Here is a 25,958-nt window from a genome sequence, read left to right on the forward strand (position 1 = left end):
GTACAATTAGAGTAGGAGTTTTGGAGGAGGTGAGGGCCATGCTTCGCGGTTTATTTGAGCCCATGCATCTATTGCTCATCCTAGTGGTCGTGTTGCTTATTTTCGGTCCCAGTAAGCTGCCAGAGATTGGGCGAGCTTTCGGACGCACGCTGAAGGAGTTCCGCAGCGCTTCGGTGGGAGCGTTCGAAGAAACGGAAGACAAGACCGTCAGTCCTAAGGCTGAGGTCCAAGCTATAGCCAACGCCTGCCAGGACAAAAAAACCTGTGAGACCGCCGAACCCAAACACTAAAGCTGCGGGGTAGCAGGAGAAGCTATTTGGTTAGCTTGAGAGTTTCTCCTGCGCCAAGGCTTAAAGCCTAGGAGGCGGGATCCATGTTCACGGATCTACTGGAGCCTATGCATCTATTGCTCATCCTAGTGGTTGTGTTGCTTATTTTCGGTCCCAGTAAGCTGCCAGAGATTGGGCGAGCTTTCGGACGCACGCTGAGAGAGTTCCGCAACGCTACCGCTGGTATCACGGAAGAACCAGCCAAACCGAGCCTCCCGCGACCTACGACCGAACCCCCAGAAGGCCCCAACGGCGAGACTCGTGGTTAAAAGAACGAGGGGAACCCTTCCTGGTCACGAAGGATTCCCCTCTTTCCCCTGGGCAGTGGGTCAGGCGATTTGCGCCGCGATAGCCGCGGCCATCTCGCTGGTACGGGCGTTACCCCCCAGATCGTAAGTCAGAACTTTCCCTTCACGCAAAACTGCCGTCACACCTTTAAATACGCGTTCCGCCGCCTCGTTCAACCCCAGGTGCTTCAGTAGCATGACTCCAGAAAGAATAGTGGCTAAGGGGTTTACTTTGTCTTGCCCGGCGTGCTTGGGGGCGCTGCCATGCACCGGTTCAAAAACCGCAGCCGCATCGCCAATATTGGCGCCCGGCGCCACGCCCAAGCCGCCTACTAAACCCGCAGCTAAATCGGAAATTATGTCGCCGTAGAGATTGAGGGTTACTATTACATCGTAGTTTTCCGGTGCTTGCACCAGCTTCATGCACATGGCGTCTACGATCATTTCCTCGAAAGCTATGTCGGGATAGGCAGCAGCCACTTCCCGAGCGCACGCCAAAAAAAGACCGTCGGTAAATTTCATGATGTTGGCCTTGTGAACCGCCGTCACCTTTTTGCGCTTCTCCCGGCGGGCGAGCTCGAAAGCGAAACGCACGATGCGGGTGGAGGCTTCTCGGGTCACGATTTTGATGCTTTCGGCAGCGTCCTTGCCTACTTTGTGCTCGATGCCGGCGTAAAGGTCTTCAGTGTTTTCTCGCACCACTATGAGATCCACGTGCTCATAGCGAGTCTTGATTCCCGGCAAGGTTTGGGCCGGCCGCACGCAAGCGTAAAGGTCGAGCTCTTGCCTCAGGGCAACGTTAACGCTTCGAAAGCCGTGACCGATGGGAGTGGTAAGCGGTCCCTTTAAGGCTACCCGGTTACGTCGAATGGATTCCAGCACGTGGGGGGGTAAAGGTGTTCCGAACTCCGGGATAACCTTTTCGCCAGCCTCCACTACTTCCCACTCCAGGGGAGCTCCTGAAGCCTCCAGAACCAAGCGAGCGGCCGCGGTGATTTCCGGGCCGATACCGTCACCAGGAATAAGCGTTACCCGGTGCGCCAAATCGACTTCACACTCCTTCCAGCTGGAAACCGCCGTACTTCTGAAAGTGCGCGATCAAGCCCCCGTCTTCCAGGATCTGGAGCATAACCGGGGGCAGAGGCTTGATGGGTATGGTAATGCCTTTGGTTAGATTTTTCACCACTCCCTGGGCAAGATCGACTTCTAGCTCGTCTCCAGCGTCTATCAGGTCGGTATCGCATTCTATCACCGGCAGACCGGTATTAATAGCGTTGCGGAAAAAGATGCGAGCAAAAGATTTGGCCAACACAGCTCCCAGCCGCGCATGTTTGATTACCAGAGGAGCTTGCTCGCGCGAAGAACCGCAGCCAAAATTCCAGCCAGCGACAATGAAATCCCCGGGATGGATTTTGAGGTAAAAATCAGGATCAAGGTCTTCCATAACATGCTGAGCCAACTCGTCCATGTTCAAAGTCTTGAATTTGTACTTTCCAGAGATAATGTAGTCGGTATTGACGTCGTCACCGAATTTATGCGCTTTGCCACGCAAAACCTGCACTACTCTCACCTACTTAAGCAATGGTCTAGGATCAGTGATTTCGCCCGCCAGGGCGGAAGCGGCTACGGTCGCCGGCGAGGCCAGATATATCTCGGCTTTGGCGTTGCCCATGCGCCCTTTAAAGTTCCGGTTAGCCGTGGAGATGACCGTCTCCCCATCGGCCGGAACTCCGTTATGCGTTCCCACGCAGGGACCGCAACCGGGAGTGACCACCGCGGCTCCGGCTTCCACGAGAGCGGCTAAAATCCCCTCCCGCATAGCCTCCAGGTAGACCCGGCGAGAGGCTGGCGCCACCACCAAGCGCACCCGCGGGTTGATCCTGCGCCCAGCTAAAATCCGGGCCGCCAAGCGCAGATCTTCCAGGCGCCCATTGGTACAGGTGCCGATAAAAGCCTGGTGAATCTTGGTTCCGGCCACCTCCTCCACAGGGGAAACGTTGTCCACCCGGTGGGGGCGAGCCACCTGAGGAACAAGCTCGCTGAGATCGAATTCTACCACCTTGCTGTACTCTGCTTCGGGGTCAGAAGTGAAAGCGGTAAAGTCTTTCCCGCCGTGCCGCTGCACCCATTCCCAAGTTTTATCGTCCACTTCCAGCAATCCCACCTTCGCCCCCATCTCCACCGCCATATTGGCCACCGTGAAGCGTCCCTCCATGGAGAGCTCCTTAAAGGCGCTACCAGTGTATTCCACCGCCTTGTAGGTAGCCCCGTCAGCGGTGAACCTCCCAATGAGATAGAGAATTACATCCTTAGCGAACACGCCAAAGGGGAGGGGACCATGAGCAATCACTTTGATGCTCTCCGGTACCTTAAACCATAGGTGCCCGGAGATTAGGGCCGCAGCCAGGTCAGTGGACCCCACGCCGGTGGCAAAGGCTCCTAGAGCACCGTAAGTGCAAGTGTGCGAGTCGGCCCCCACCACCACCGAACCCGGTCCCACGCGGCCGCTTTCCACCATTACCTGGTGGCAGACTCCTTCGCCCACATCGTACAGACGGCAACCATGCTCCCAGGCAAATGCCCGCATCATATGGTGCAGATTAGAAATGCTTTCGGTGGGGCTGGGAGCACTGTGATCTATGACCAGATTGACCCTCTGGGGATCGAAGGGTTGCTTTCCTCCCATCTCCCGGAATACCTGAATGGCCAGCGGCGCCGTACCGTCTTGGGCCATCACTTCATCCACCCGAGCCACTACGATCTCCCCGGCACGGGCTGGCCGCCCAGCCGCCCGCGAGAGAATTTTTTCTGCTACCGTTTGGGCCAAAGCTCGCCTCTACCTCCTTTTACCAAACATGTCTTCGTAAATGCTCATCAGTTCCTTATCAAACAAAGGTCGCTTGAGGGCTACCGCTGCCTTTCTTACCTCGGGTAGCAAGAGATCCGCCTCATGTTTGCCCAAGGCAATGCCGTATTCAGCGAACTTGGCTCGCAAAGCTGCGGTTCCAGAATGCTTACCGATGACTATCTGACGGGTAAGACCCACTTCTTCCGGTTGAAAGGCTTCGTAGGTCTTAGGATTTTTCAAAGCGCCGTCGGCGTGGATCCCCGACTCGTGGGCGAACATGTTGGAGCCAACGATGGGCTTCCAGGCCGGCAGCTCCCGGTGGGCGGCGTGTGAAACATACTCTGCTATTTCCCGGAAGAGCTCCGTTTTAAAGCCTAGGTCTACGGCAAACAGGTGCTTCAGAGCCATGACCACTTCCTCCAAAGCCGCGTTCCCCGCTCGCTCTCCCAGACCGCAAACGGTGGCTCCCACCCAGTCGGCTCCGGCCAGCACCCCGGCCAAAGCATTAGCTGTGGCCATGCCAAAGTCGTTATGAGTGTGCATCTCGATGGGCAGACCCACCTCAGCAATCAGCCTCTCGATGTTCTCGTAGGTGGTGAAGGGATCGAGCACCCCCACCGTATCGCAGTAGCGCAAGCGATCGGCTCCCGCCTCCTTGGCCGCTCGTCCGAAAGTTATGAGGAAGTCCATGTCGCTGCGAGAAGCGTCCTCGGCATTGACTGATACATAAAGGCCCTGCTTCTTGGCAAAGCGCGTGGCCTCCACCATTTTTTCCAGCACCCATTCGCGCGAGGCGCGGAGCTTATGCTCGATATGGATGTCTGAAGTAGAAATAGAAATGGCGACCGCGTCCACGCCGCAGGCCAGCGACGCTTCTAAATCTTTGATCACCGGACGGTTCCAGCCCATGATGCTAGCCTTCAAACCCGCCCGGCAGATTTGCTTGACCGCTTCCTGCTCGTCCCCCCCCATTATCGGGATGCCGGCTTCGATCTGATGCACTCCGATTTCGTCCAGCATTTTGGCGATTCGCAGCTTCTCTAGATTAGAAAAAACTACCCCCGCCGTCTGCTCCCCGTCGCGCAGGGTGGTATCTACTATCCTTATGTTGCGTCCCTTAAGTTTCTCCAGCAAGTCGTTGCCACCCCCAACCATTGTCGGTTAACGTTTGTGAGCCCGAATAAAAGCTTCGATAGAGCGATCATAGGTCCTCTCCACTTCGGGCGGGAAAAAACATCCAGGTAACTCACCCCGCTCTCGGTGGTAAGCCACGCACTCGCAGCAAAGTCCCTTTTTCTCACAGTGCGGATAGCTGCAAGTGCAGAATTTGAGGTTGCGCTCTTTACGGCATTCCATGGCCTTTCACCTCACTCGCGCTTGAGCTCTTCTTGCAGATATTGGTTAACTACAGCCGGATTGGCTCTGCCCCGCGTGGCTTTCATTACTTGTCCTACCAGGAAGGAAAGCGCCTTTTCCTTTCCCCTGCGATAATCTTCGACTACTTTAGGGTGGGACTGGATCACCTCTCGCACTACCTGGCGTATTATTTCGGTATCGGAGATCTGGGTGAGCCCCTTCTCCTTCACAATGCTCTCAGGGTCACGGCCGCTGGTGAACATTTCTTCGAACACATCCTTGGCAATCTTGCCGCTAATGGTACCGTTATCGATAAGCTTTAGAAGCTCGGCCAGGGCCTGGGGAGTAACCGGCGAAGCCGTTATCGCCAAACCGGCGGCGTTGAGACAACGGGCCAGTTCTCCGGTGACCCAATTGGCCACCGCTCGCGGTTCCGGATAATGCTGCAAAGCGGTTTCAAAGTAGTCGGCCACCTCCGGAGTGGCGGTCAGCACCGAAGCAGTGGGTTCCGGTAGGCCATACTCTGTGATCAAACGCTGCCTCCGGGCGTCAGGGAGTTCCGGCAAGGTTTGGCGTAACGATTCAACCCACTCGTCCGCTATTACCAGCGGCGGCAAGTCGGGTTCAGGGAAGTAGCGGTAATCATGCGCCTCCTCCTTGCTGCGCATGGGAAAAGTTATTCCTTTCTCCTCGTCCCAGGCGCGCGTTTCCTGGACTATCCGCTCTCCACGCTCCAGGAACTCGCTGTGTCGCTCGATCTCGTAGGAGAGGGCTCGCATCAACGAACGGAAGGAGTTAACGTTTTTAATCTCTGTTTTGACTCCCAGCTCGGTACTGCCCACGGGGCGGAGAGAAATATTGGCGTCGATTCGCAACGACCCTTCTTCCATCCGGCAGTCGGAAACCCCCAGGTACAGCATAATTTGCCGCAACTTCTCAGCGTAGGCTTTAGCCTCCTCCGGGGAGGAGAGTTCAGGAGCGGAAACAATTTCTATGAGGGGGACACCGGCGCGGTTGTAGTCTACTAGGGTGTAGGCGCTTTCCCCCGTTCCCACGTGAACTAATTTCCCCGCGTCTTCCTCCAAATGCAAGCGGATTATCCCCACCCGCTTGCTCCCCGCGGAGGTGGGAATGACAAGATAGCCATCACTGGCCAGAGGAAGATCGAACTGTGAGATCTGATAGTTCTTCGGTAAATCAGGGTAAAAGTAGTTTTTGCGATCGAATTTACAGTAAGGAGTTATCCGGCAGTTGAGCGCCAGTGCCGCTTTGATAGCGTATTCCACCACCCGGCGGTTGAGCACCGGCAGGGTGCCAGGCAAGCCCAGACACACCGGACACACATGGGTGTTGGGCTCAGCACCAAAAGCCGCTCGGCAGCCGCAAAAAATTTTGCTCTCCGTCTTGAGCTCCACGTGCACTTCCAACCCGATTACTGCTTCGTACTTCACGCCCTCACCTCCAGCGGTGGGCGCCAGGAGGGAAAGCCCACTATCTGTTCCACTACCCAAGCCACCCGGAATAACCGCTCCTCCATTAGCGGTGGAGCTATGAATTGCACCCCTACCGGCAAGCCCTCGATCCTTCCAGCCGGTACCGTGATGGCCGGTAGGCCAGCCATATTTACAGCCAAGGTGCAAATATCGGTGAAATACATGGCTAAAGGATCTTTCAGTTTTTCCCCCTGGCGAAAAGCTGGAGTAGGCGTAGTAGGGGTCAGGAGGCAATCGAAGCGAGCAAAAGCCTGATCGAAATCCCTCTTGATGAGGGTTCGCACTTTCAAAGCTTTGAGGTAATAAGCTTCATAATAGCCGGCCGATAGAGCGTAGGTGCCCAACATGATACGCCTTTTCACTTCCGTCCCGAAACCTTCCTTGCGAGTCCACGCCATGGCGTCTTTAGCCTCCTTGGCCTTTACTCGGAGGCCATAGCGCACCCCATCGTACCGCGCCAGGTTGGAAGAAGCTTCGGCTGTGGCTACCAGATAGTAAGCCGGCAAAGCGTAACGAGTGTAAGGAAGCGAAGTTTCCTCCACCTGAGCTCCTTGCTCCGCCAGGCGGTGCGCCATCGCTTGCACCGTTTCCCTGACCTCCGGAGCTATCCCCTCGCCCAGGTACTCGCGCGGCACGCCTATTCTCATCCCTTTGATTTCGCCGGTGAAGCCGCCGCAGTAATCTGGCACCTTCTCTGGAATAGAGGTGGAATCCTGAGGGTCAGGCCCAGCTATCGCCTGCAATAGCCGGGCGCAATCCTCCACCGTGCGTCCGAAGGGCCCGATCTGGTCCAGGGAAGAAGCGAAAGCTATCAACCCGTACCGAGATACGCGGCCGTAGGTGGGTTTAAGACCCACCACGCCGCAGAACGCTGCTGGTTGACGAATTGATCCTCCCGTATCCGATCCCAGAGCTACCGGGACCTCCCCGGCGGCCACAGCCGCGGCCGATCCTCCGCTTGACCCCCCCGGCACCCGCGAAAGATCCCAAGGGTTGGCAGTGGGGTGGAAGGCCGAGTTCTCAGTAGACGACCCCATGGCAAACTCGTCCAGGTTGGTCTTCCCTATGATTATGGCACCCGCCTCCTCCAGCCGTCTGACCACTGTGGCATCATAGGGCGGGTAGAAGTTGGCCAGTATCTTAGAAGCACAGGTAGCAGGGTGGTTTTTAACACAAAGGTTGTCCTTTATAGCCACCGGAATCCCCGCCAGCGGCCCTAAAGGTTCCTTTGCACTCCTAGAGCGGTCTAGCTCCTCAGCCTGTCTCCGAGCACGGTCCTCGCATAAGGAGAGGAAAGCTTTCACACGGGGTTCAACCTGCTTGATGCGCTCCAGATAAGCGTCTACGATTTCACGGGCCGATATTTCGCCCCTGAGGAAGCGTTGGTGCAATTCGGAGGCCGGAGTGAAAGCGAGTTCTTCCGGCAAATTACCAAACCTCCCTTTTTCTAACCTATACTACCCGGGGAACACGGAAATAGCGATCTTCCCGGTCAGGGGCCCTAGACAAAATCTCTTCGATCTCCATATGCTCCTCCACCTGGTCTTCCCGCCACACGTTTTGAAGTGGGATTACATGCACCAATGGGGGAACCTCCTCGGTAGAGAGTTCTTGCAAGCTGCTAACGTATTCGAGAATCTTGCCCAAGTCATGGGCCAAACGTTCTTTCTCTTCGCCATCGAGCTCCAGGCGGGCCAGAGCCGCCACCTGTTCCACCTCTGCGCGCGAGAGCACGAATTTTCACCCCCCAAAACTTGTGGAGATTATATCAGATGGCTCGCCACCGTAACAAGCTGGCTCTATTCGCTGCCGAGCAGGTAAAGCCTTTTCTGCGCCCTAACCGGCATCTACGATCCTTTTTGTACCCGCTCCAACAGCTGCCGAAAAGCTTCTTCGTCCAGCAAGGGTACTCCCAGTTCCCGAGCTCGGTCGTACTTCGAGCCCGGGTTCTCACCCACCACCACGTAATCAGTGCGCTGGCTCACGCTGGAGGCCACCCTACCGCCTAAACGCTCAATAATGGCCTTCGCTTCTTCCCGAGTCAAGCTCTTAAGCGCACCGGTGAGAACGAAGGTTTTGCCAGCCAGCGGTCCTTGTCCCATCGCCGGAACCCGGCTCTCCAGAGACAGCCCGGCCTGGCGCAGCCGCTCGATGACCTCCAGGTTGCGCGGTTCATTGAAAAAGTTGCGGACGCTAGCGGCAATTTTGGGGCCTATCTCCGGGATAGCAGTCAATTCCTCCTCGGTGGCCTGAGCTAAGCGGTCCAAGCTGCCAAAGCGCTCCACTAGGAGCTTAGCCGCCCTTTCCCCCACGTGACGGATGCCGAGGCCGAAAAGCAAGCGGTGTAACTCCCGGTTTTTGCTTTCCTCGATCTCTCGCAATAGGTTGGCCACCGATTTAGGCCCCATCCGGTTAAGACTGAGGAGTTGCGCTTCGGTCAAGTAATAGATGTCGGCTACGCTACGCACTAAACCCCGATCCACCAGCTGCTCTACCAGAACTTTCCCCAAGCCTCGGATATCCATAGCGTTGCGGGAGGCAAAGTGATAGAGACTCTCCTTTAAGCGGGCAGGGCAGGAAATATTGGGACAACGCAGGGCCACTTCTCCTTCCTCACGCACGGTTTTGGCCCCGCAAACCGGGCAGTGAGTGGGCATGTGAAAAACTTGCTCTTCGCCCGTGCGCCTCTCTGGCAGTGAACGCACCACTTCCGGGATCACGTCCCCCGCCTTATGGACCACAATATAATCGCCCACCCGGATATCACGTTCCCGGATCATATCCTCGTTGTGCAAAGTGGCACGGGAAACCGTGGTCCCTGCTATCTGCACCGGATCAAAAACGGCTACCGGGGTGAGCACCCCCGTCCGTCCCACACTGACCTCGATGCGCCGCAGCTTGGTAACGGCCTCTTCGGGCGGGAATTTATAGGCCACCGCCCAGCGCGGGCTTTTCATAGTGCTGCCCAAACGCTCTTGCTGATCCAGAGAATTAACCTTCACCACCATCCCATCGATAGCATAGGGGAGCTCAAATCGGCGGCTTTGCCAGCCCTGGATATGCTCCACCACCTGCTCGATAGTGGAGAAAAGACGGTGCTGATTCACACGGAAACCCTGCCGCGACAGCCATTCTAGCACTTCCCAGTGGGTGGTAAAGCTTATACCCTCGTAGTGCGCGACAGCATAAGCGAAAAAGTCAAGTTTCCGGCCAGCTGTCACTTTGGGATCGAGTTGCCTTATGCTGCCCGCTGCGGCATTGCGCGGATTAGCGAAGGGAGGCTCTCCCGCCTCCTCACGCCGCTCGTTAAGCTTGGCGAAGGCCTCCTTCGACATGAAGGCTTCTCCCCGCACCTCTATCAAGTCAGGAGCGTCCTGCAAAAGGTACAGCGGAATGCTGCGAATAGTGCGTAGGTTGGGAGTCACATCCTCGCCCACTTCCCCGTCTCCCCGGGTAGCTCCTTGCACGAACTCGCCCCTGCGGTAGAGCAGGGAAACGGCCAGACCATCGATTTTAGGTTCTACCACGTATTCCACTTTTTCTCCCGGCAGGGCCTCCTTCACCCGGCGATCAAAGTCGTAGAGGTCCGAAACATCGAAGGCGTTAGCTAGACTTAACATAGGCACTAAGTGGCGCACGGTGGGAAACCCCTCGCGGGGCGCTCCTCCCACCCGCTGGGTGGGAGAGTTGGGAGTAACCAGCTCGGGGAAAACCTCTTCTATGGCCTGGAGCTCTAGCATAAGCCGGTCGTATTCGGCATCGGAAATAACCGGGGCATCGAGCACATAATAGCGGTAATCGTGGTAAGCGATCTCCTTGCGCAGCTGCTCCGCGCGCCGCTGGGCCTCTTCCCGGGAAAGCTGGCGAGCTGCTCGCAACCAGCGCTCCTTTTCCTCCACCCTCTCCACCTCCGATAGGCTTTAGACTAAGAGCTCAGCCACAGCCCGGATAAGCCAGGCCGATGGGACGAAAAGCAACTGGGCCAGAATGGTTCCCAAAAAACGGGTGATAGCCAGGTAGGCCACCATCTGCCGCACATCCTTCTCCTCCCTCTTGCCTTGTAACGCCTGGTCGGTTATAACCGCTGCGGTGGGATCCACCACCATGGCTAGCAACACTGTGGCCACCCCATTAACGATGGGCGAAAGCAGGGTGGCGGTGGTGCGGTAATGGGGAAAGAGAGCTCCGGCGTAAAGAGCCGAAAGCACGCCGGTGGTATAAATCCCACTGATAAATATATTGAGCAGAAGAAAGCCCTTGGGTAAACCCAGCTTATGTGCCATAACCCGACGCAATGATCCCGGAGAAGCCGGACGCATGACCTTAAGGGCGTTCCAAAAGCGGCGAGGCGACAAGGCCAGAAAGAAGAGGCGGGGAACCGAACCCACTTCTTCAAACAGCAAAATGGTGCGGGAGAATAGACGGACGAAAGGAGGTAGCAGTACCCCTCCAACAACCGTTCCGAGAGTAGCCGACAGAATAACCCAGCGAATTTGGTGCTCCAGCAAATGGAGCTCGTGCTGGTAAACGGGCATTTGCAGCAACAGATCGTCGGGGAGGTGGCTGCCCAAAGCAGCCAGACCCTGGTTAATGGTGCGCTCTACCAGAGAAGATAGCAGAGGTGCCTGCACGGTATTAGCTGTGCTGGCAATAAGAAAAATGATATTGAAGAGAGAGTAGGCGGTGGCCAACCGCCCCGTTTTGACCCCGGCCCAACGAGCGCTGTAAATGAGCGTGTTGATGAGGTGGATGAGAGCAGTGAGCACCAGTACCAGAATCAGGCTTACGGTCACGGCTTGACCAGCCTTTCCACCGGCGCGTAAGCCAGAAGCAAGGTTTTGACTCCTGCGGCGGGAAAACTAACCACTAATTGCTTGTCCTCTCCTCCACCTTTGACCTCCAGCACGCGCCCCTCTCCCCACTTGCGATGGCGCACCCAATCCCCAGGAGAAAACAGCTCCCAATCCGAGGCCTCCCCCTCTTCTCCCTCGGCGCAAGAAAGACGATAGAGCTCCGCTGGGATCTCTTCCAGGAAGCGAGAGGGCGGATTAGCGCGTAAATCCCCGTAGAGGCGGCGGACGGTGCTACGCACCAGATATAGGCGCTCCCGCGCCCGGGTAATTCCCACATAGCAAAGGCGTCTCTCTTCCTCCAATGCCGTTCGATCCTCCAAGCAGCGATAATGGGGGAAAAGTCCCTCCTCCATTCCCGTGAGAAAAAGCACTGGGAATTCCAGACCTTTGGCGCTGTGGAGGGTCATAAGGGCCACAGCATCCTTATCCGGGTCGTAGCGATCCACTTCGGTAAATAAAGCCACCGAAGCCAGAAAATCGGTCAGATCCCCTCCCTCCTCCCGGTCGTACTCCCAAGCCACCGAGAGAAGTTCTTCCAGGTTCTCCAGACGGGCTAGGGCCTCCGGCGTTCCCTCCTGCAGCAGCGCCGCGCGGTATCCAGTGCGGCTGAGCACCTCCTCTAGCAAAGGCTTGACCGGTCCCTCTGTCCGCTCCCCCAACTCGGCCAGTAACTCCCCCAACTCCCTAACTTTTTCCTTGACCTTGCGGGGAAGGCTCGGCACGGCCTCCACCTCCAATAGGGCCTGGATCGGGGTTATTCCCTGCGCGGAGGCAAAAGCCAGCAGGCGGCGGTAATAACCCTCTCCCACTCCTCGCGCTGGAACGTTAATAACCCGCTTCAGGCTCAAAGCATCCGCTGGCTGAACCAGCAAACGCAGATAAGCTAGCATATCCTTAACTTCCTTGCGGGCGTAGAACTGTAATCCCCCTACGATGAAATAAGGGATGCCTGCTATCAGGAAAACTTCTTCCAGCACCCTAGACTGGGCGTTGGTACGGTAAAGCACGGCAAAATCGCGCCAAGCGTAGCCCTGCTCCCGCAATCGCTTGATGGTGTCAGCCACATAATTAGCTTCTCCTAGTTCGTCACCGGCCACATGCAATACTGGGAGCTCCCCTTCCAGCTTAACCGGGCGGAGGCACTTCTCTTTACGCCACTCATTATGCTGGATCACCGCGTCGGCCAAGGCCAAGATGGGGGCGGTGGAACGGTAGTTTCTTTCCAGCTTGATTACCCGCGCCTCAGGATAATCGCGCTCAAAGGAAAGAATATTGCGGATGTCCGCTCCTCGCCAGCCGTATATGGCTTGATCGGGATCACCCACCACCGTGAGATTGCGATGCCCCTGGGCCAACAGGTGGAGCCACACGTACTGGGCGTGATTGGTATCTTGGTACTCATCTACCAGAAGGTAGCGAAAACGCTGTTGCCAGCGACTCAACACTTTGGGGTGCTCGCGGAAAAGTCGGACCGCTTCCACCAGCAAGTCGTCAAAATCCAGTGCCTGGTAGTGCTCTAACTTCCGCTGGTAGTAAGCAAAGACCTGCGCCACCTTCTCCTCGTAAGCGCTTTGTGCAGTCTGAGCCATGGCTTCCGGCGTGACTAACCAATTTTTGGCCCAAGATATGGCCGCGACCACGCCAGTGGGAGGAAAACGCTGCTCGTCCAAATTGAGTTCACGCAAGCATTCGCGCACCAGCGCCCGTCGGTCGTCCTCATCATAAATGGTAAAGTCTCGGCTGCGTCCCAGATGCTGAATTTCCTGGCGTAAGATCCGGGTACCTGCAGCGTGGAAGGTCATTACCCAAAGATCCCCCGCCGCCCAAGGCAGAAGCTGTCCCAAGCGCTCGCGCATCTCCTGCGCCGCCTTGTTGGTGAAGGTTAGGGCCAGCACACTCCCCGCCGATACACCCCGGCGGGTAATCAGGTAGGCAATGCGATAGGTGAGGACCCGCGTCTTGCCGCTTCCAGCCCCAGCCAAAAGCAGGAGTGGGCCCTCTCCGTGCTCCACTGCTGCTCGCTGCTCGGGATTAAGTTCTTCGAGCCATTCCATAAGTTACTTCTCCCCTGTGCTTTTCCCTTTCCCATTTTACCGAACACCCGATACCCAACTTCAAGTCTTTTTTTGGCTCTAAGGCAACATCCTTCCCCGAATGAATGAGGAAGGCCGTGTATCCTCATGAATCTGGGGAGAGCGACTTCCCCCTCGCACTCCCCCGCTCTGCTAACAAGCTTTCTGCTAAATTGGCTTGCCCATTCAAAACTTCCGGGTTATAATGGTATTGAGCATATGCTCAATACCATGCCCAAGGAGGCGAGGCAGTTATGCCGTGGGGTTATGGCTACGGAAGGCGCTGGGGCGGTGGCTACGGTGCCGGTTGGGGTCGCGGCTATGGCTGGTGGGGTGGCGGACGTTGCCGCTTCTATCCTTGGCTTCCCCGCCGCTGGTGGGCCCTGCCTGGTTGGGGTGCGGGAGCAGCTGCACCTTTCTACGGGCCCGCCGCACCGGCCGAGGCCGAATTTCTAAGGCAAGAAGCCGATTTTCTACGCCAGCAACTGCAGCTGCTGGAGCAGCGCCTGCAAGAACTGGAAAAACAGCAGGAACAAGAAGGATAGCACGGCTTACAAGCGAAGGGGCCGCCAGATCAGCGGCCCCTTCATCCTTTCGACTTCACTAGAGCAAATTTAAAGCTCGCTCCCATACCTTTCGCATGGCGGCAGCCGCTTCTCCCTCAGTGATGGGCTGCCTCTGGGTCAGAGCTCGCACCACCTCGCGAGCGAAGGGGATGCGCCCCAGAAATTCAATCCCGCGCTCGTGGCAAAAACGTTCGATGCCGTCAGCCGTCTCTTCGTCCAGGGTGGCCTTGTTCAAGCATACTCCGATGGGAACGCGGAAATGGTTAGACAGAGCCACCAGTCTTTCCAGATCGTGCTTACCGGCTATGGTAGGCTCGGTAACCGCCAGCACCAGGTTAACACCGGATATCGAGGCGATGGCCGGGCAACCAATGCCGGGTGGACCATCCACCACTAACAACCTATCTTCCTGAGCGGCGATTTCCCGCGCTACTTCTTTAACCCTGGCAACCAGCTTGCCAGAAGCTTCCTGGGCGATTCCCAGTTCTGCCCAGACAAAGGGGCCATAAGGAGTGCGGCCGCGATAGAGGTGGCCGCTTAAAATCGGCTCCATCACTATGGCTTTCTCCGGGCAACCGTGGTAGCAAACGCCGCACCCTTCGCAATTGAGCTCGTCAACCACCCCATAATCGATGGCATCAAAGCGGCACAAAGCGGTGCAAGTCCCACAGCGGGTACACTTTTCCTGATCCACTACCGGTTGCTGCGTCCCGTAAAAAGGTTCTTCGTACTCTTTCACCGGGTTGAGGATAATGGGAAGGTTAGAAGCATCCACATCGGCGTCGGCCAAAACCAACCTTTCGCCCAGAGTGGCCGAAACCCCCGTTAGCGTAGTCTTCCCTGTTCCTCCCTTACCGCTCAGCACCACGATCTCTTTCATGCTTTAACCGCCTCCTGCTTGAGCTTTCGCCAGAGTTCGGCGAAAATCTGGCGCCACCGAGGCGATTGGGTCACTAGGGGAGTGCCGGCGGCGAAGGAATGGGCAATTTCCGGATCAAAAGGAATTTTAAGTAACACTGGCAGGTTCTCCTGGCGGCAATAGGCCTCGACCTCGTCATCACCCAGATCGGCGCGGTTAATAATCACTCCGGCAGGAACCTCCAAGACCTTCAGCATTTCCACAAGCAAGCGTAGATCGTGATAGCCAAAGGGAGTGGGCTCGGTGACTACCAGGCAATAATCGGCTCCCCTCACCGCCTGGATCACCGGACAGGAAGTGCCCGGGGGACAATCGATGAGGGTTAAATTTTTCCCTCGCCGCGATCGCAGAGCCTTGATGACGGGAACAGCCAAAGCCTCTCCCACGACTATTTCACCTTGCAGGAAACGAATCTGACCAGCATGACCCTCCCGCAGCCATCCTATCGTGCGTTCTCCCTCGGTTAAAGCCGTTTCTGGACAAAAGTAAACGCAGCCACCGCAAGCGTGACATAGCTTATCGAAAATCAAAACCTCGCGCTCAATGAGAGCCAGGGCATGGTAGGCGCACACTTCCACGCACCGGCCACAACCGGTACAGCGGTCACGATGAAATACCGGTACCATCAGAGGCACCGGTATTTCATTCTCTATCACCGGCTTTAGCAGTAAGTGCGAGTTAGGCTCTTCCACGTCAGCGTCCATTAAAGTCAGTTCCTCATCGGCCGCCAAGGCCAGGTTAACTGCTACGGTGGTCTTCCCCACTCCGCCCTTACCACTGGCCACCGCTAGAATCAAGACGAATGCCCCCCGCAGTGCCCTCCGCAGCCGTGGTGCGAATCTCCCTGCCCGTGCTCGCACATCGAGGGACCGGAAACCAACTCTCCTCTAACGAAAGCTTTAAGTACCTCGTCTACTGCGCCCTGCACGCCCACAATCGGAGTTATTCCGTGAGCCTGGAAAAGCTCTTGCGCACGAGGTCCCATACCTCCAGCTATCACGCAGCTTATCCCCAGCCGGGAAAAATGCGCTGGTAGAAAGCCCGGCCGATGTCCAGGATTAGGAAGTAGCTCCTTACTCTTCACTTCACCCGCTTCAATTTCAGCTACCATGAAGGCAGGTGCATGGCCGAAATGTGCCGCCACCCGATCTCCGTCAAGAGCAAGCAGAATTTTCATGATCTACCACCCCCCACGACCTTGTCCACCGCGTCCGCCGCCGCCAGCACCGCGTCCGCCGCCGCCAGCACCGCGTCCGCCGCCGCCAGCACCGCGTCCGCCGCCACCGCCAGCACCCCAACCAGCGTGGGGAGGAGCGGTGGGAGCTCCGGCTGAAGGAAGCTTACCTTGACGGAAAGCTTCCACCGCCTCTCGCACCGAACCTCCAGCGCCAACATAGCACTTTACGCCCGCCGCTGCCAGAACCTGATAAGCGTTGGGCCCGAGGTTGCCGGTAATCACCACACTTGCTCCCTGCGCCACCACGGTTTGGGCAGCTTGGATACCGGCTCCCCCTCCAACTGCCTGAGCTGGATTAGGCAGGGTCTGATAACTATCGCTATCGGTGTCGTAAATGACAAAAAAAGGGCAACGCCCGAAACGAGGATCCACCAGAGCTTCCGGTCCTTGTCCACTTGCCGATACAGCGATCTTCACTTTCTTCCTCCTCTCGAAGACTGGCTAGCTCTTAGCATATCCCGATTATGGGCATATGTCAACTACTTCTTTTCTCGCGGTACCTGTGCATCACCCCAGCTGCCAGCCCGGTAAGAAAGGCGTCAATGATCGTCATGATGAAGACATTAAGTGGCCGGTGAGGGGGTGCGTAAAGCACCATATCCACGGCGAAAGATACACCAGCGTCCTCCAGCGCGTGGCGTAACTCCAAAGCAGTAGGCACCCTTTCTTCCCGGCCCAGGCGCTCACCAAACAAAAAGAAAAAGATGGCGAGGGCATCGATGACCCCTTCGCGCACTCCCCTGGGTAAAGTATTCCCTCCCGCAAGGCCGATCGGCATCTCTTTTTTCCTCGAATAATGTATTTATTTTCCAATTTATGAATTGCTATTGCCGGCGGTGCAACGCAGCAGGTAAGCCTGCAATCTCTCAGCCCGCCGCTCCCAGGAGAACTCCGCCGCCTCCCGGCGCAAAGCCATAGCGCGCTCGGGTGTCCAATGGCGCCAAACCCGTTGCGCCAAGGCAATGAATTCTTCCTGCTCGCGCGCCACGTAGATCAAGTTGTCAAAGCGCCGAGCGGTTGGCAGATCGGTGGTGAGCACCGGTTTGCCGGTAGCCATGTATTCGTAAAGTTTCAGAGGATCGCAAGCTAGAGAATGGGGCAGATAATTACGTGGAAGGAGCAGGAGATCGAGTTGATGCAGCAGGTGAGGGACTCTGTTGTAGGGGACAGGACCCAGCCAGAAAACGCGGGGGTGCCGCTTCAACGCCTGCCACTGATCGGTACGCATCACCTCGGGTACCACCGGCCCTGCCAGAACTACGCTCCCTTCTTCCAAGCGATGGGCCAATTCCAGCAAAAGTGAGTAATCAATCCAATCAGTTAGAGTACCCACAAAGCCCAACCGCGGTCGGGAACAAGAAGCGAGTTCCGGCCAGGGTTCGGCGTAAGCAGGATCGGGAGCGAATTTACCCACCTCCACCCCGTTAGGGAGATAGCAAGCGGTCACGCCGAAAAGCTCCTGAAGCTTCTCCACCAAAACCTGGGAAACCGCGGTCACCAGAGTGGCGCGAGAAAGCAAGAAAGCAAAGGCGTCCTCTAGAGCTCGCCCTTGCTGGCCAGGAAAGCTAAGATTATCGTCCAGCACCTCTAAGACCAGAGTCCGGGGGCGAAAGAGCCGCGCAACTTTAGCCCCCCAAAAGGCCGCTCCCGAAGGGAGGTAAAGGACGACCCGTTGCTCCCAATTAGCACCGAGAAGGCGACGCAGGGAGAAAGCGAGGGTGCGGAGGGAATAAGCGAGCTTAAATCTTCCCCACGAAGCAGATAGAGGTATAAATCCCAAGGGGGGCGTGGCCACCCATATTTCTTCGCAGCGCTGAAATGTCCAGGATAAACACCAGGCCTTGCCTCTGAGCAGCGCCTGACGGCCCGAAGGAGGAGGGTTGAGGAACACCTTGGTGCCGAAACCGCTCCAGTGGCGGGTCATGAAACGCATGGTATCCGTGACCGAGCATTCTTCCCAGTCATACGGGGGCAAAGCCAGTGTAACTAAAATTTCGATTATAACTCACCTCTTGTATTGGACGCTTCTTCACCATACAAAATAACCCCTACAGAAAGCAAAAGCCAAGAGAAAAAGGGCGCCGGACCGAAAAACTCCGCGCACCCACTAAACACTCACAGCATCCTCTTAGCGCAGCAACTCCGCCAGCCGAGCTACCCCACGCGCCATGCGCTGCACTCGATCCAGGCGCCGGGTTTTAAAGCGCTGGCGGGGAAAGCGGTCGTTGCCCATCTCCGGGAGAAGCAAAGCTCCCGCTACCAGACCAATTATTCCCCCGGTAACCAGCCCACGCCAGAAGGTCAATTTACCTCACCCTCCAAGCTACAGCCTTATCTGCGCCGGGTCAAGTCTTGCCAGCATTCCCTCCTCATCAATTTCAAAGACTTGCACCCCTTCCCGCTCGATACGGTACTCGATGCAGCAATCCCTACAGTAATAGTGGTGGCTCCCGATCTTGCCCACCGCCTTGCCGCCGCAAACCGGACATTGCATGGGAGTTCCACACCTCCATTTTTCTCTGCGCCTATAGTGTGTCTCATCCGAAGTGAAATCTTGCAGGGAAATGGGCATTAAATAGACATGTGCGGAGGGAAAAGCAGGGGATAAGGGACTCGCTTTAGTTTCTATATATTTCCACTTAACAAGGCGCGTCGCAAGAAACTATATGGGGCCACCAAGCAGTCCCCTCAGTACAGTTCAAGAACTGGCAGGGCAGAAACGTTCCAAACCCAGCAAAACCGCAGCTCCGGCCACGGTGGTACCGTAAAACAAAGTGGGGCACGAGGCGTTAAGCCACGCGGCAATTGTACCGTTAGTAAGGGTGCTGCCAGTTACCAGCAACACTTCGGCCCACTGCCGGAAAGAGGCTATATCTCCGCTCCCGTCTTCAATAAGCACGCCAAATTTCATTTTACCGATGTTGTCGGGATCCAAATCTAGTACCCGCACCGGGAAAAGGCGCGCGCACGCTTCTACCAGAGCCGGCTGCAAGCCTACCACGCCGATCCGCGGCCTTCCGAAGCGCTTTTCCAGATAACCGATCAAAGCCTTGGCGCACTGCTGCGGTCCCTCGTCACGACAGTGTATTGTGTGCTCAGCCCGCCCTATATATCGCATGAGAGCGTTGACAGTAGCCACCAGTACCGCCCGCTCATAATTGTTGGTAGGAGAAATTTCCAGAACTTCCCCGAGCAAGCCGCGGTAATTGCCCGGCTGATCGGTGAAAGCTTGCCCCCGCGCCCCCAGCAGGTAAGCTTCCATCAATTTTTCCTTGCCCCTCTGCAATGGAAAATCGGAACGCCCCGGCTGGCCTATGGCCTCCTCCGGACTTAGCACCCGGGCTAGCAACTCGACGGGGCAATCCAGCAGGCCGGCTTGATCTGCCAGTTCCCGCGCCCGCTGGCGGATTGAGTCATAAATTTCCTTTGGCTCCACTGCGCGCTCCTCCTTCACCACGCCCTCTGAGCAGGCGGCAGGCGTGCACCTCCGCCGTCTCCCTCGACCCTCCGATAAGGCGGGCCAGCTCTTTTACCCGAGCCTGCCCCTCTAGCGAGTCGGCGCGGATATGCGTCCTCTCGCGCTCCACCTCTTTCCAAATCAGATAGTGCCGGTCGGCCCGTGCCGCGATCACCGCCTGGTGGGTAACGCAAAGCAATTGGTAGTTGCGAGCCAGCACGCTCAAGTTTTCGGCCACCGCTTCCAGAGCTTTCCCCCCTATCCCCGCCTCTACTTCATCCAGACACAAGGTCTTGCCCCGATCCCCCGCTACCAAGGTTTTAAGCGCCAGGAGGGTGCGAGCCGCTTCTCCCCCGGAAGCAATGCGGGCGAAAGGTTTGAGGGGTTCTCCCGGGTTAGGGGCAAAGAGGAATTCCACCTCCGTGAGCCCCCTAGCGTGCGGCTGCTCTTCCGCCAGAGGGTGAAAAACCACCTGAAAACGCGCGTGGCGTAGCTCCATCCGGGACAACTGCGACAGCAGAGCTCGCTCCAGATGCCGCGCCGCTTTTTCGCGCAGCGCTTGCAGTTGCTTGGCTTGCTTTAGCCATTGCTGGCGCAGCAGCTTTTCCCGGGATCGCAGCTGAACCAGTTCGTCTTGGGAGTGCTCCAACTGGGCCAATTCCTCCCGCGCCGATTGTTGAAAGGCCAGGAGCTCCTCCACTCCCATGCGGTATTTCTGCGATAACCTTCTGATCACCCCCAGCCTCTCCTCTACCTCCTCTAGGCGGAAGGGATCAGATTCCAACTCTTCAATCAGCTGGCGTAGATACCCAGCCAGGTCTTTGAGAAAGGAAGCTACCCGCCGCATCTCGGGCAAGTAAGGCTCCAGGTCAGAGCGAAAAGAAAGCAGACGGGCTAGCAAAGCCTCCGCTTCCTCCACCTGCTCCACCGCTCTCCCTTCGGCTACCAGGAGATCGTAAGCCCTCTGGACCATCTCCCTCAGTTCCAGGGACCGACGCCGCCATTCCCTTTCCTTTAAGAGCTCTTCTTCCTCGCCTGGACGGAGGGCGGCGCGCTCGATCTCCTCCACCTGGTAACGCAAGTTCTCGCGACGCCAGGATTGCTCTTTCTGCGCTTCCTCCAGCTGCGCCAATTGCCCCTTCACCACGCTCCATTCCTGATAAAGGCCATAAAGATCCCCCGCCAACTTTTCTAAACCGCCGAAAGCATCCAGTAAGCTTTGCTGGTAAGGGGAAGAATAAAGTTCCCGCGCTTCTCCTTGCCCCAGAAATTCCACCAGTTCTTCTCCTACCTGACGGCAAAGCCCCACGGGCAGAGTCTGCCCATTTATGCGGCACAAACTCCTGCCTTGCCGGTTGAATTCGCGGCGGAATACCAGGTAATCCTCTGGTTCTAGACCGACTTCCGATAACTTGGCCGGCCAGCGCTCTGTAGTAAAGACCGCCTCCACCAGTGCTTTTTCCGCTCCAGTGCGTATATTATCGACTGTGGTCCGCTCTCCCAGAGCGAAACTGAGCGCCGCCAGCACTGCCGACTTACCGGCGCCAGTTTCCCCGGTCAGCACGTTGAGTCCAGGGCCAAACTCCAGCTTCAATTGATCCACTAGGGTAAAATCTTTTATTTCCAGGTGAAGCAGCATTGGTAATCTTACCTCTCTCCAAAGGCCAAGTTATGCAGGCGGGACCGGACCGCCCGGGCCAGCCCCTTACCGGAACGCACCACTACAATAAAGGTATCGTCCCCGGCAACTGTTCCGATAACCTCGGGCCAACGTGCCCGATCCACCGCCGAGGCTACCCCCTGCGCCGTTCCTGGCAGGGTCTTTACCACTACTAAATTGCCGCTTGCCTCCAAGCCCACCACTGCGCTACGCACCAGTTGCCGCAATTTCTCCTCCGATCCCGGCATCTCGTCCTCGGGCAACGCATAGCGCCACCCTCCCTCGGTGGGAACCTTAACCAGGCGGAGCTCTCGCAGATCCCGTGACACGGTGGCCTGCGTCACCTGGAAGCCGGCGGCACGCAACGCGGCCACCAGCTCCTGTTGGTTGGCCACCGGTCGTTCCCTCACGATCTCTATGATCTTCTGCTGCCGCGCCTGCTTCAATTACCCACCTCCTAAGGCAGACATTCCTCCAGCCCTTGACTGATGAGTTTATCGCGCACCAGGCTATAAAAGCTGCGGGGGGTGAGGCGGACTAATTTGAAAGGACGGTGGTACCGGCTTACCGCGATGGAATCGCCAGCTATCAGCGGCACTCCCTCGTGACCATCGACAGTGAGGCACATACCGGCCACGCTGGTTCGCAAAACCACTTCCACCAGAGCCGAGTCTGGCACCACGAAAGGACGTAGCACAAAAGCGTGCGGGCAGATAGGAGTGAGCAACAGGGCCTCCACCCGGGGGTCAACGATCGGGCCGCCAGCGGAAAAGGAATAAGCGGTAGAACCGGTAGGGGTAGCAATTATAATGCCGTCGCCAGTAAAGCGAAAGGCATAATGCCCACTGACGCGCACTTCTAGACGACAGGGGCGGCTCAGAGCCCCCCGGCCCACCACGCACTCGTTAAGGCATATTACTTTCTTTATCAGTCGGCCATGGCGTTGCAATTCTCCTTCCAGCAAGACTCGCTCCTCCACCGTGAACTTACCCGCCAGCACCGCTTCCATGCCGGCATACATGTTGTTCACGTCGAGTTCGGTGAGGAATCCCAGTCTTCCCAGATTGATACCTAGCACTGGCAGCCCCACCGGCCCAGCCAGGGGAACCGTAGAGAGCAAGGTGCCATCCCCGCCTAATGACAGAAGAATTTCCGCCCGGGTCATGGCTTCCGGCCCCACTCCCGTACGGCCCACTAGACGCGCTTGCCCCTCCATCAGCAACACTTCCTCTACCCGGGTCTCCAGATAAGACAAAAACTCGCGGACTAACTTAAGCGCTGGCTCGCCAAAAGAAGGGTTGAAGATTAGGGCCACCCGCTTCACTCTTCTCTCCGACCCTTCCCGGCGAAATAGGCGTGGGCCTCCTCCACTACTGCTTCCACCTTCCCCGACCAAGGAAGGTTGGATTGCTTGCTGAAATAAAGGAGGAACTCGATATTACCTTCCCCTCCCCTTATGGGAGAAAAAGTAAGGCCCCGCACCTCCCATCCCTGATGACGCACCAACTCTAACACCTTATAACATACCTCCACATGCACCGCCGGATCGCGCACCACTCCCTTTTTCCCCACCTTGGCTTGGCCCGCCTCGAACTGGGGTTTAATCAAGGCCACCCCCCGCCCCTCGGGCTTCAACAAAGGTCCCACAGCGGGAAGCACCAAAGCTAGGGAGATAAAACTGACATCGATAGTAGCGAAATCGGCTAGTTCTCCCAAAGCTTCGGGGCCCAAGTAGCGAATATTGGTACGTTCCAACACTACTACCCGGGGGTCCTGGCGCAGCCGCCAGTCCAGCTGCCCGTAGCCCACGTCCACAGCATAAACCTTTCGAGCTCCGGCCCGCAGCGCGCAATCGGTAAAGCCACCGGTAGAAGCTCCCACATCCAAAACCACCAGGCCGGCGAGATCGATGCCAAAGTAGCGCAAAGCGTGCTCCAGTTTTCGGCCTCCCCGGGAAACGTAAGCAACCTCCTCCGCTTCCCTTCGCACCATTACCTGGTCCCCCGGGCCCACCATTCTACCGGGTTTTTCCACCCGATGGCCGTTGACCCAAACCAGGCCCTCCCGGATCGCCCGCCGGGCTTGCTCCCGGGTAAGGAAGTAACCTTCTTTCACCAGAAAAATATCCAGCCGCCGCCTGCCGGTCATGGATTCCGCCGGGAAGTGATGCGCAAAAGGGGCCGGCTGTTCATAACCGCTTGCACTATGCCTTGAGCGTCGAGGCCGTACTTGCGCCGCAGAGCTTCCGGACGGCCGTGTTCCACGAAGGTATCCGGTATCCCCAGACGCGTGATCTTAACCTCCCGCAGGCCGTGAGCGGCAAAACACTCGGCGACGGCACTACCGAAACCCCCTGCCAAGACTCCTTCTTCAATGGTTACCACCCAGCGGGTTAGCCGAGCGTAGCGCAAGAGGAGATCTTCGTCCAAGGGTTTGAGAAAGCGGGCATTGATTACCGCCGCGCTTACTCCTCGGGAGGCCAGGTCCTCCGCCGCCCGTAGCGCTGGTACCACTGTGTTTCCCAGAGCCACCAAGGCCACCTCTTTGCCCTCCCGCAACACCGTCCCGCGCCCCACCGGCAGAGGCATCAGTTGGCTATCCAGTTCCACTCCCACCCCTGCCCCTCGCGGATAGCGCAAGGCCACAGGGCTTCCCAACTCTAAGGCCGTTTTGAGCATGTGCTGGAGCTCGTTCTCATCAGCCGGTGCCATCACCGTGATATGGGGAATGCAGCGCAAATAAGCTAAGTCAAAGAGCCCTTGATGGGTAGCTCCGTCCTCCCCCACAATGCCAGCCCGGTCCAGAGCCAGCACCACCGGTAAGCGCTGCAGGCAAACGTCGTGGATCACTTGATCGTAAGCGCGTTGGAGAAAGGTGGAATAAATAGCCACCACCGGGCGGTATCCAGCTACCGCCAAGCCGGCAGCGAAAGTCACCGCGTGCTGCTCGGCTATTCCTACATCGAAAAAGCGGTGGGGATAGCGCTGGGAGAAAAGACGGAGCCCTGTACCCGCAGGCATGGCCGCCGTTATCGCCACTACCCGGGGGTCTTCTTCCGCCAAACGCACCAGCGTGCGCCCGAAAACCTCAGTGTAAGTGGGGCGAGGCGAGGAGTAGAGCTCCCCCGTCTCTGGATTAAAGGGACCCACCCCGTGGTAGAGGTCAGGATCTGCCTCGGCCGGCTTGAATCCCTTACCCTTCCTGGTAACCACATGCACCAGTATCGGCCCCTGCAACGAGCGCGCCCGCTCTAAAAGAGAGATCAAAGTGGGTAGATGGTGGCCATCCACTGGCCCCAGGTAAGTAAAACCCAGTTCCTCAAAGATCATACCTGGTATCATAAGATACTTAACGCTGCCCTTTAGCCGCAAAACCAGGTCCCGCAGCCGCGGGCCAACGCGAGGCAATTTGGAAGTCAGCGATTCCAGTTCCTCTTGCAGCCGCCGGTAGGCACGATCACTGCGTAGCCGCGATAGGTAATTGGCTAAAGCCCCCACATTAGGAGAAATTGACATCTCATTATCATTCAGCACCACGATCAGGTCGGTTCGCAAATGCCCGGCGTGGTTGAGTGCTTCTAGAGCCATCCCCCCGGTCAAGGCCCCGTCGCCTACCACCGCCACCACCGCGTAGCGGTCCTTGCTCAGATCCCGCGCTTTGGCCATGCCCAGAGCGGCGGAAATCGCCGTGCTGGCGTGCCCGGTGCCGAAAGCATCGTAAGGACTCTCCTCCCGGCAAGGGAAGCCGCTTATCCCCCCCAGCTGGCGCAGAGTGGCAAAGCGATCTTTACGCCCGGTGATGATCTTATGAACATAACTTTGGTGGCCCACGTCCCAGATGAGCTTATCCCGGGGGAAATCGAAGACCCGGTACAAGGCTAACGTGAGCTCCACTACCCCCAGGTTAGGAGCCAGATGCCCCCCGGTATGAGCCAGGTTATCAATTAAAAAAGTGCGGATTTCTGCCGCCAGTTCCGTCAACTCCGCTAAGCTTAAAGACTTAACATCTTCGGGAGTGTTAACGCGCGCGAGTACGCCCACACCCGCCACGCCCCTTTCCTGCTTTCCGCCTTAGAACACATTTAACACCCGCTACTATTTTCCCTGCCAGTAGTACAACTTCTTCGGAACGGGTGGCGGCCACCCGCTTACCTACCGCCTTGCCAGCCACCGTTAGCGAGGCGATGGAAGCAGTGACTAAAGCTTCCAGGTAGGAGACCGGAGACTCCGACCAACTGGTAGTGATCTGCAAAACCAGGGCTACCCCCAGAGCTCCTGCCATTATGCCCATTATATCGCCCACCACATCGTTAGCAAAACTGGCCACCTTATCGGCGTTACGCACCAGATCCAGGGCTTCGCGAGCACCAAAGACCCGGCGGGCAGCCATAGCGTTGAAGGGAGCGGGAGAAGCAGCCATAGCCGCTGAACCCACAATATCGAAGGCTACGTTGATAAATAAAACTAAAAAAAGGAAGCTGGTCAATAGCCACCAGACTTCCCATCGGCGCGAAATCGCCTCGGCTCCAGCTGCCAGCAGAGCCGTAACCCCAAAAGAACCCACCGTGACTAGAACTACATAGCGGGCATAGGAGGAAGTTTTCTTGCGATTAGTACCCAATCATACAGCCCCCAGCCCACCAAAATGGTCGGCAGTAAAAGTCCGTAGGCAAGTGACAGCATTGCGAGTAAACGCTGCCTCTTAGGTCCAGCAGGGTTTCCCAGATGTCCACCGACCGTCGCCGCGTCGGCGGTTCCCCTTTAAGGACATCCCTGGCGCGTCGCCGCCAACCAGAGCTGGATCGCCACTAAGCCGGCACTTTAATCCCCGCAATGCCCCGGTTGTGACCGGACAGCCTAGAGGTTTTCCCCAATGGAACCA

Annotated in this window: 29 protein-coding genes and 1 pseudogene; 3 read left to right on the top strand and 27 right to left on the bottom strand. The window is 57.2% G+C overall.

What is annotated here, in order from left to right; translation table 11 throughout:
- Positions 1-38 precede the first annotated feature (38 nt).
- Together tatA (ACTLLP_RS04790) and tatA (ACTLLP_RS04795) are read left to right on the top strand one after the other, a co-directional pair.
- On the top strand, positions 39-290 hold the full coding sequence (gene tatA / locus ACTLLP_RS04790; protein WP_441061356.1) for a twin-arginine translocase TatA/TatE family subunit: 252 nt from the start codon (positions 39-41) through the stop codon (positions 288-290).
- An 83-nt stretch (positions 291-373) separates the two neighbouring features.
- Entirely contained in the window at positions 374-598 is a 225-nt protein-coding gene (tatA, locus tag ACTLLP_RS04795; protein WP_441061358.1) for a twin-arginine translocase TatA/TatE family subunit, read from the top strand.
- 60 nt (positions 599-658) lie between these two features.
- Here the strand turns inward: tatA (ACTLLP_RS04795) and ACTLLP_RS04800 are convergent, their stop codons facing one another.
- The 11 genes from ACTLLP_RS04800 to ACTLLP_RS04850 form a co-directional block, all read right to left on the bottom strand.
- Positions 659-1,660, bottom strand: coding sequence for an isocitrate/isopropylmalate dehydrogenase family protein (locus tag ACTLLP_RS04800; protein ID WP_441061361.1), 1,002 nt, complete (start codon positions 1,658-1,660; stop codon positions 659-661).
- Positions 1,661-1,667: 7 nt separating this feature from the next.
- A complete protein-coding gene (locus tag ACTLLP_RS04805) occupies positions 1,668-2,168 on the bottom strand; it encodes a 3-isopropylmalate dehydratase small subunit (protein ID WP_441061648.1) in 501 nt (166 codons plus the stop codon).
- Between the two features lie 18 nt (positions 2,169-2,186).
- Positions 2,187-3,443, bottom strand: coding sequence for a 3-isopropylmalate dehydratase large subunit (locus tag ACTLLP_RS04810; RefSeq protein ID WP_441061364.1), 1,257 nt, complete (start codon positions 3,441-3,443; stop codon positions 2,187-2,189).
- A 9-nt stretch (positions 3,444-3,452) separates the two neighbouring features.
- Entirely contained in the window at positions 3,453-4,598 is a 1,146-nt protein-coding gene (gene nifV / locus ACTLLP_RS04815; RefSeq protein ID WP_441061366.1) for a homocitrate synthase, read from the bottom strand.
- A gap of 27 nt (positions 4,599-4,625) precedes the next feature.
- Positions 4,626-4,820: a DUF6485 family protein gene (locus ACTLLP_RS04820; RefSeq protein WP_441061368.1), complete on the bottom strand. Its 195-nt coding sequence runs from the start codon at positions 4,818-4,820 to the stop codon at positions 4,626-4,628.
- 11 nt (positions 4,821-4,831) lie between these two features.
- Positions 4,832-6,271 (bottom strand): Asp-tRNA(Asn)/Glu-tRNA(Gln) amidotransferase subunit GatB, encoded by a 1,440-nt coding sequence (gene gatB / locus ACTLLP_RS04825; RefSeq protein WP_441061371.1) that lies wholly within the window; start codon positions 6,269-6,271, stop codon positions 4,832-4,834.
- Positions 6,268-7,740, bottom strand: a complete 1,473-nt coding sequence (gene gatA, locus ACTLLP_RS04830; RefSeq protein WP_441061373.1) for an Asp-tRNA(Asn)/Glu-tRNA(Gln) amidotransferase subunit GatA — start codon at positions 7,738-7,740, stop codon at positions 6,268-6,270. The genes gatB and gatA overlap by 4 nt, the downstream gene beginning before the upstream one ends.
- 25 nt (positions 7,741-7,765) lie before the next feature.
- Positions 7,766-8,047, bottom strand: coding sequence for an Asp-tRNA(Asn)/Glu-tRNA(Gln) amidotransferase subunit GatC (gene gatC / locus ACTLLP_RS04835; RefSeq protein WP_441061376.1), 282 nt, complete (start codon positions 8,045-8,047; stop codon positions 7,766-7,768).
- 113 nt (positions 8,048-8,160) lie between these two features.
- Positions 8,161-10,212 (bottom strand): NAD-dependent DNA ligase LigA, encoded by a 2,052-nt coding sequence (gene ligA, locus ACTLLP_RS04840; RefSeq protein WP_441061379.1) that lies wholly within the window; start codon positions 10,210-10,212, stop codon positions 8,161-8,163.
- A 21-nt stretch (positions 10,213-10,233) separates the two neighbouring features.
- Positions 10,234-11,106: a lipid II flippase Amj family protein gene (locus tag ACTLLP_RS04845; protein ID WP_441061381.1), complete on the bottom strand. Its 873-nt coding sequence runs from the start codon at positions 11,104-11,106 to the stop codon at positions 10,234-10,236.
- A complete protein-coding gene (locus ACTLLP_RS04850; protein WP_441061384.1) occupies positions 11,103-13,220 on the bottom strand; it encodes an ATP-dependent helicase in 2,118 nt (705 codons plus the stop codon). The genes ACTLLP_RS04845 and ACTLLP_RS04850 overlap by 4 nt, the downstream gene beginning before the upstream one ends.
- Positions 13,221-13,492: 272 nt before the next feature.
- Between ACTLLP_RS04850 and ACTLLP_RS04855 the strand changes: the two genes are divergently transcribed.
- Complete coding sequence (locus ACTLLP_RS04855) at positions 13,493-13,783, top strand: DUF5320 family protein (RefSeq protein WP_441061386.1); 291 nt, start codon at positions 13,493-13,495, stop codon at positions 13,781-13,783.
- Positions 13,784-13,841: 58 nt separating this feature from the next.
- Here the strand turns inward: ACTLLP_RS04855 and ACTLLP_RS04860 are convergent, their stop codons facing one another.
- From ACTLLP_RS04860 to ACTLLP_RS04935, 16 genes and pseudogenes are all read right to left on the bottom strand, one after another.
- Positions 13,842-14,684 (bottom strand): nucleotide-binding protein, encoded by an 843-nt coding sequence (locus ACTLLP_RS04860; RefSeq protein ID WP_441061389.1) that lies wholly within the window; start codon positions 14,682-14,684, stop codon positions 13,842-13,844.
- The gene (locus ACTLLP_RS04865; protein ID WP_441061391.1) at positions 14,681-15,520 is read right to left on the bottom strand and encodes a P-loop NTPase; all 840 of its coding nucleotides are present in this window, start codon (positions 15,518-15,520) and stop codon (positions 14,681-14,683) included. The genes ACTLLP_RS04860 and ACTLLP_RS04865 overlap by 4 nt, the downstream gene beginning before the upstream one ends.
- Entirely contained in the window at positions 15,517-15,900 is a 384-nt protein-coding gene (locus ACTLLP_RS04870) for a NifB/NifX family molybdenum-iron cluster-binding protein (RefSeq protein ID WP_441061394.1), read from the bottom strand. Before ACTLLP_RS04870 ends, ACTLLP_RS04865 begins: the two co-directional genes overlap by 4 nt.
- Positions 15,897-16,118 carry a hypothetical protein gene (locus tag ACTLLP_RS04875; protein WP_441061783.1) on the bottom strand — a complete coding sequence of 74 codons (222 nt, stop codon included), beginning with the start codon at positions 16,116-16,118 and terminating at the stop codon, positions 15,897-15,899. The genes ACTLLP_RS04870 and ACTLLP_RS04875 overlap by 4 nt, the downstream gene beginning before the upstream one ends.
- A 7-nt stretch (positions 16,119-16,125) precedes the next feature.
- A pseudogene (locus ACTLLP_RS04880) lies at positions 16,126-16,377 on the bottom strand (NifB/NifX family molybdenum-iron cluster-binding protein); the annotation flags it as partial.
- Between the two features lie 58 nt (positions 16,378-16,435).
- Positions 16,436-16,738: a hypothetical protein gene (locus tag ACTLLP_RS04885; protein ID WP_441061397.1), complete on the bottom strand. Its 303-nt coding sequence runs from the start codon at positions 16,736-16,738 to the stop codon at positions 16,436-16,438.
- A 36-nt stretch (positions 16,739-16,774) separates the two neighbouring features.
- Positions 16,775-17,884 (bottom strand): glycosyltransferase, encoded by a 1,110-nt coding sequence (locus ACTLLP_RS04890; protein WP_441061399.1) that lies wholly within the window; start codon positions 17,882-17,884, stop codon positions 16,775-16,777.
- Positions 17,885-18,088: 204 nt separating this feature from the next.
- A complete protein-coding gene (locus ACTLLP_RS04895) occupies positions 18,089-18,265 on the bottom strand; it encodes a hypothetical protein (protein WP_441061402.1) in 177 nt (58 codons plus the stop codon).
- A gap of 18 nt (positions 18,266-18,283) precedes the next feature.
- Complete coding sequence (locus tag ACTLLP_RS04900; protein ID WP_441061405.1) at positions 18,284-18,454, bottom strand: YrzR-like zinc ribbon domain; 171 nt, start codon at positions 18,452-18,454, stop codon at positions 18,284-18,286.
- A gap of 204 nt (positions 18,455-18,658) precedes the next feature.
- Positions 18,659-19,396 carry a Rossmann-like domain-containing protein gene (locus ACTLLP_RS04905; protein WP_441061408.1) on the bottom strand — a complete coding sequence of 246 codons (738 nt, stop codon included), beginning with the start codon at positions 19,394-19,396 and terminating at the stop codon, positions 18,659-18,661.
- A complete protein-coding gene (gene recN, locus ACTLLP_RS04910; RefSeq protein ID WP_441061410.1) occupies positions 19,374-21,056 on the bottom strand; it encodes a DNA repair protein RecN in 1,683 nt (560 codons plus the stop codon). The genes ACTLLP_RS04905 and recN overlap by 23 nt, the downstream gene beginning before the upstream one ends.
- Positions 21,057-21,064: 8 nt before the next feature.
- A complete protein-coding gene (gene argR / locus ACTLLP_RS04915) occupies positions 21,065-21,523 on the bottom strand; it encodes an arginine repressor (RefSeq protein ID WP_441061413.1) in 459 nt (152 codons plus the stop codon).
- Between the two features lie 11 nt (positions 21,524-21,534).
- Positions 21,535-22,401 (bottom strand): NAD(+)/NADH kinase, encoded by an 867-nt coding sequence (locus ACTLLP_RS04920; RefSeq protein WP_441061416.1) that lies wholly within the window; start codon positions 22,399-22,401, stop codon positions 21,535-21,537.
- Complete coding sequence (locus ACTLLP_RS04925) at positions 22,398-23,225, bottom strand: TlyA family RNA methyltransferase (protein WP_441061419.1); 828 nt, start codon at positions 23,223-23,225, stop codon at positions 22,398-22,400. The genes ACTLLP_RS04920 and ACTLLP_RS04925 overlap by 4 nt, the downstream gene beginning before the upstream one ends.
- Complete coding sequence (gene dxs, locus ACTLLP_RS04930; RefSeq protein WP_441061422.1) at positions 23,222-25,117, bottom strand: 1-deoxy-D-xylulose-5-phosphate synthase; 1,896 nt, start codon at positions 25,115-25,117, stop codon at positions 23,222-23,224. Before dxs ends, ACTLLP_RS04925 begins: the two co-directional genes overlap by 4 nt.
- Positions 25,095-25,697, bottom strand: coding sequence for a hypothetical protein (locus tag ACTLLP_RS04935; RefSeq protein WP_441061425.1), 603 nt, complete (start codon positions 25,695-25,697; stop codon positions 25,095-25,097). The genes dxs and ACTLLP_RS04935 overlap by 23 nt, the downstream gene beginning before the upstream one ends.
- Positions 25,698-25,958: the final 261 nt, after the last annotated feature.

It is taken from the genome of Desulfothermobacter acidiphilus (assembly GCF_052073645.1).
GTDB lineage: Bacteria > Bacillota > Desulfotomaculia > Desulfotomaculales > Ammonificaceae > Desulfothermobacter > Desulfothermobacter acidiphilus.

Bases quoted from the DNA above. Each gene is read 5' to 3' on its own strand.
- ACTLLP_RS04900 (WP_441061405.1), bottom strand. From the start codon at position 18,454: ATGCAATGTCCGGTTTGCGGCGGCAAGGCGGTGGGCAAGATCGGGAGC.
- ACTLLP_RS04820 (WP_441061368.1), bottom strand. From the start codon at position 4,820: ATGGAATGCCGTAAAGAGCGCAACCTCAAATTCTGCACTTGCAGCTAT.
- tatA (WP_441061358.1), top strand. From the start codon at position 374: ATGTTCACGGATCTACTGGAGCCTATGCATCTATTGCTCATCCTAGTG.
- ACTLLP_RS04855 (WP_441061386.1), top strand. From the start codon at position 13,493: ATGCCGTGGGGTTATGGCTACGGAAGGCGCTGGGGCGGTGGCTACGGT.
- ACTLLP_RS04925 (WP_441061419.1), bottom strand. From the start codon at position 23,225: ATGACCGGCAGGCGGCGGCTGGATATTTTTCTGGTGAAAGAAGGTTAC.
- tatA (WP_441061356.1), top strand. From the start codon at position 39: ATGCTTCGCGGTTTATTTGAGCCCATGCATCTATTGCTCATCCTAGTG.
- ACTLLP_RS04885 (WP_441061397.1), bottom strand. From the start codon at position 16,738: ATGCCGATCGGCCTTGCGGGAGGGAATACTTTACCCAGGGGAGTGCGC.
- ACTLLP_RS04870 (WP_441061394.1), bottom strand. From the start codon at position 15,900: ATGAAAATTCTGCTTGCTCTTGACGGAGATCGGGTGGCGGCACATTTC.
- recN (WP_441061410.1), bottom strand. From the start codon at position 21,056: ATGCTGCTTCACCTGGAAATAAAAGATTTTACCCTAGTGGATCAATTG.
- ACTLLP_RS04860 (WP_441061389.1), bottom strand. From the start codon at position 14,684: ATGAAAGAGATCGTGGTGCTGAGCGGTAAGGGAGGAACAGGGAAGACT.
- ACTLLP_RS04890 (WP_441061399.1), bottom strand. From the start codon at position 17,884: ATGACCCGCCACTGGAGCGGTTTCGGCACCAAGGTGTTCCTCAACCCT.
- ACTLLP_RS04875 (WP_441061783.1), bottom strand. From the start codon at position 16,118: ATGTTGGCGCTGGAGGTTCGGTGCGAGAGGCGGTGGAAGCTTTCCGTC.
- ACTLLP_RS04850 (WP_441061384.1), bottom strand. From the start codon at position 13,220: ATGGAATGGCTCGAAGAACTTAATCCCGAGCAGCGAGCAGCAGTGGAG.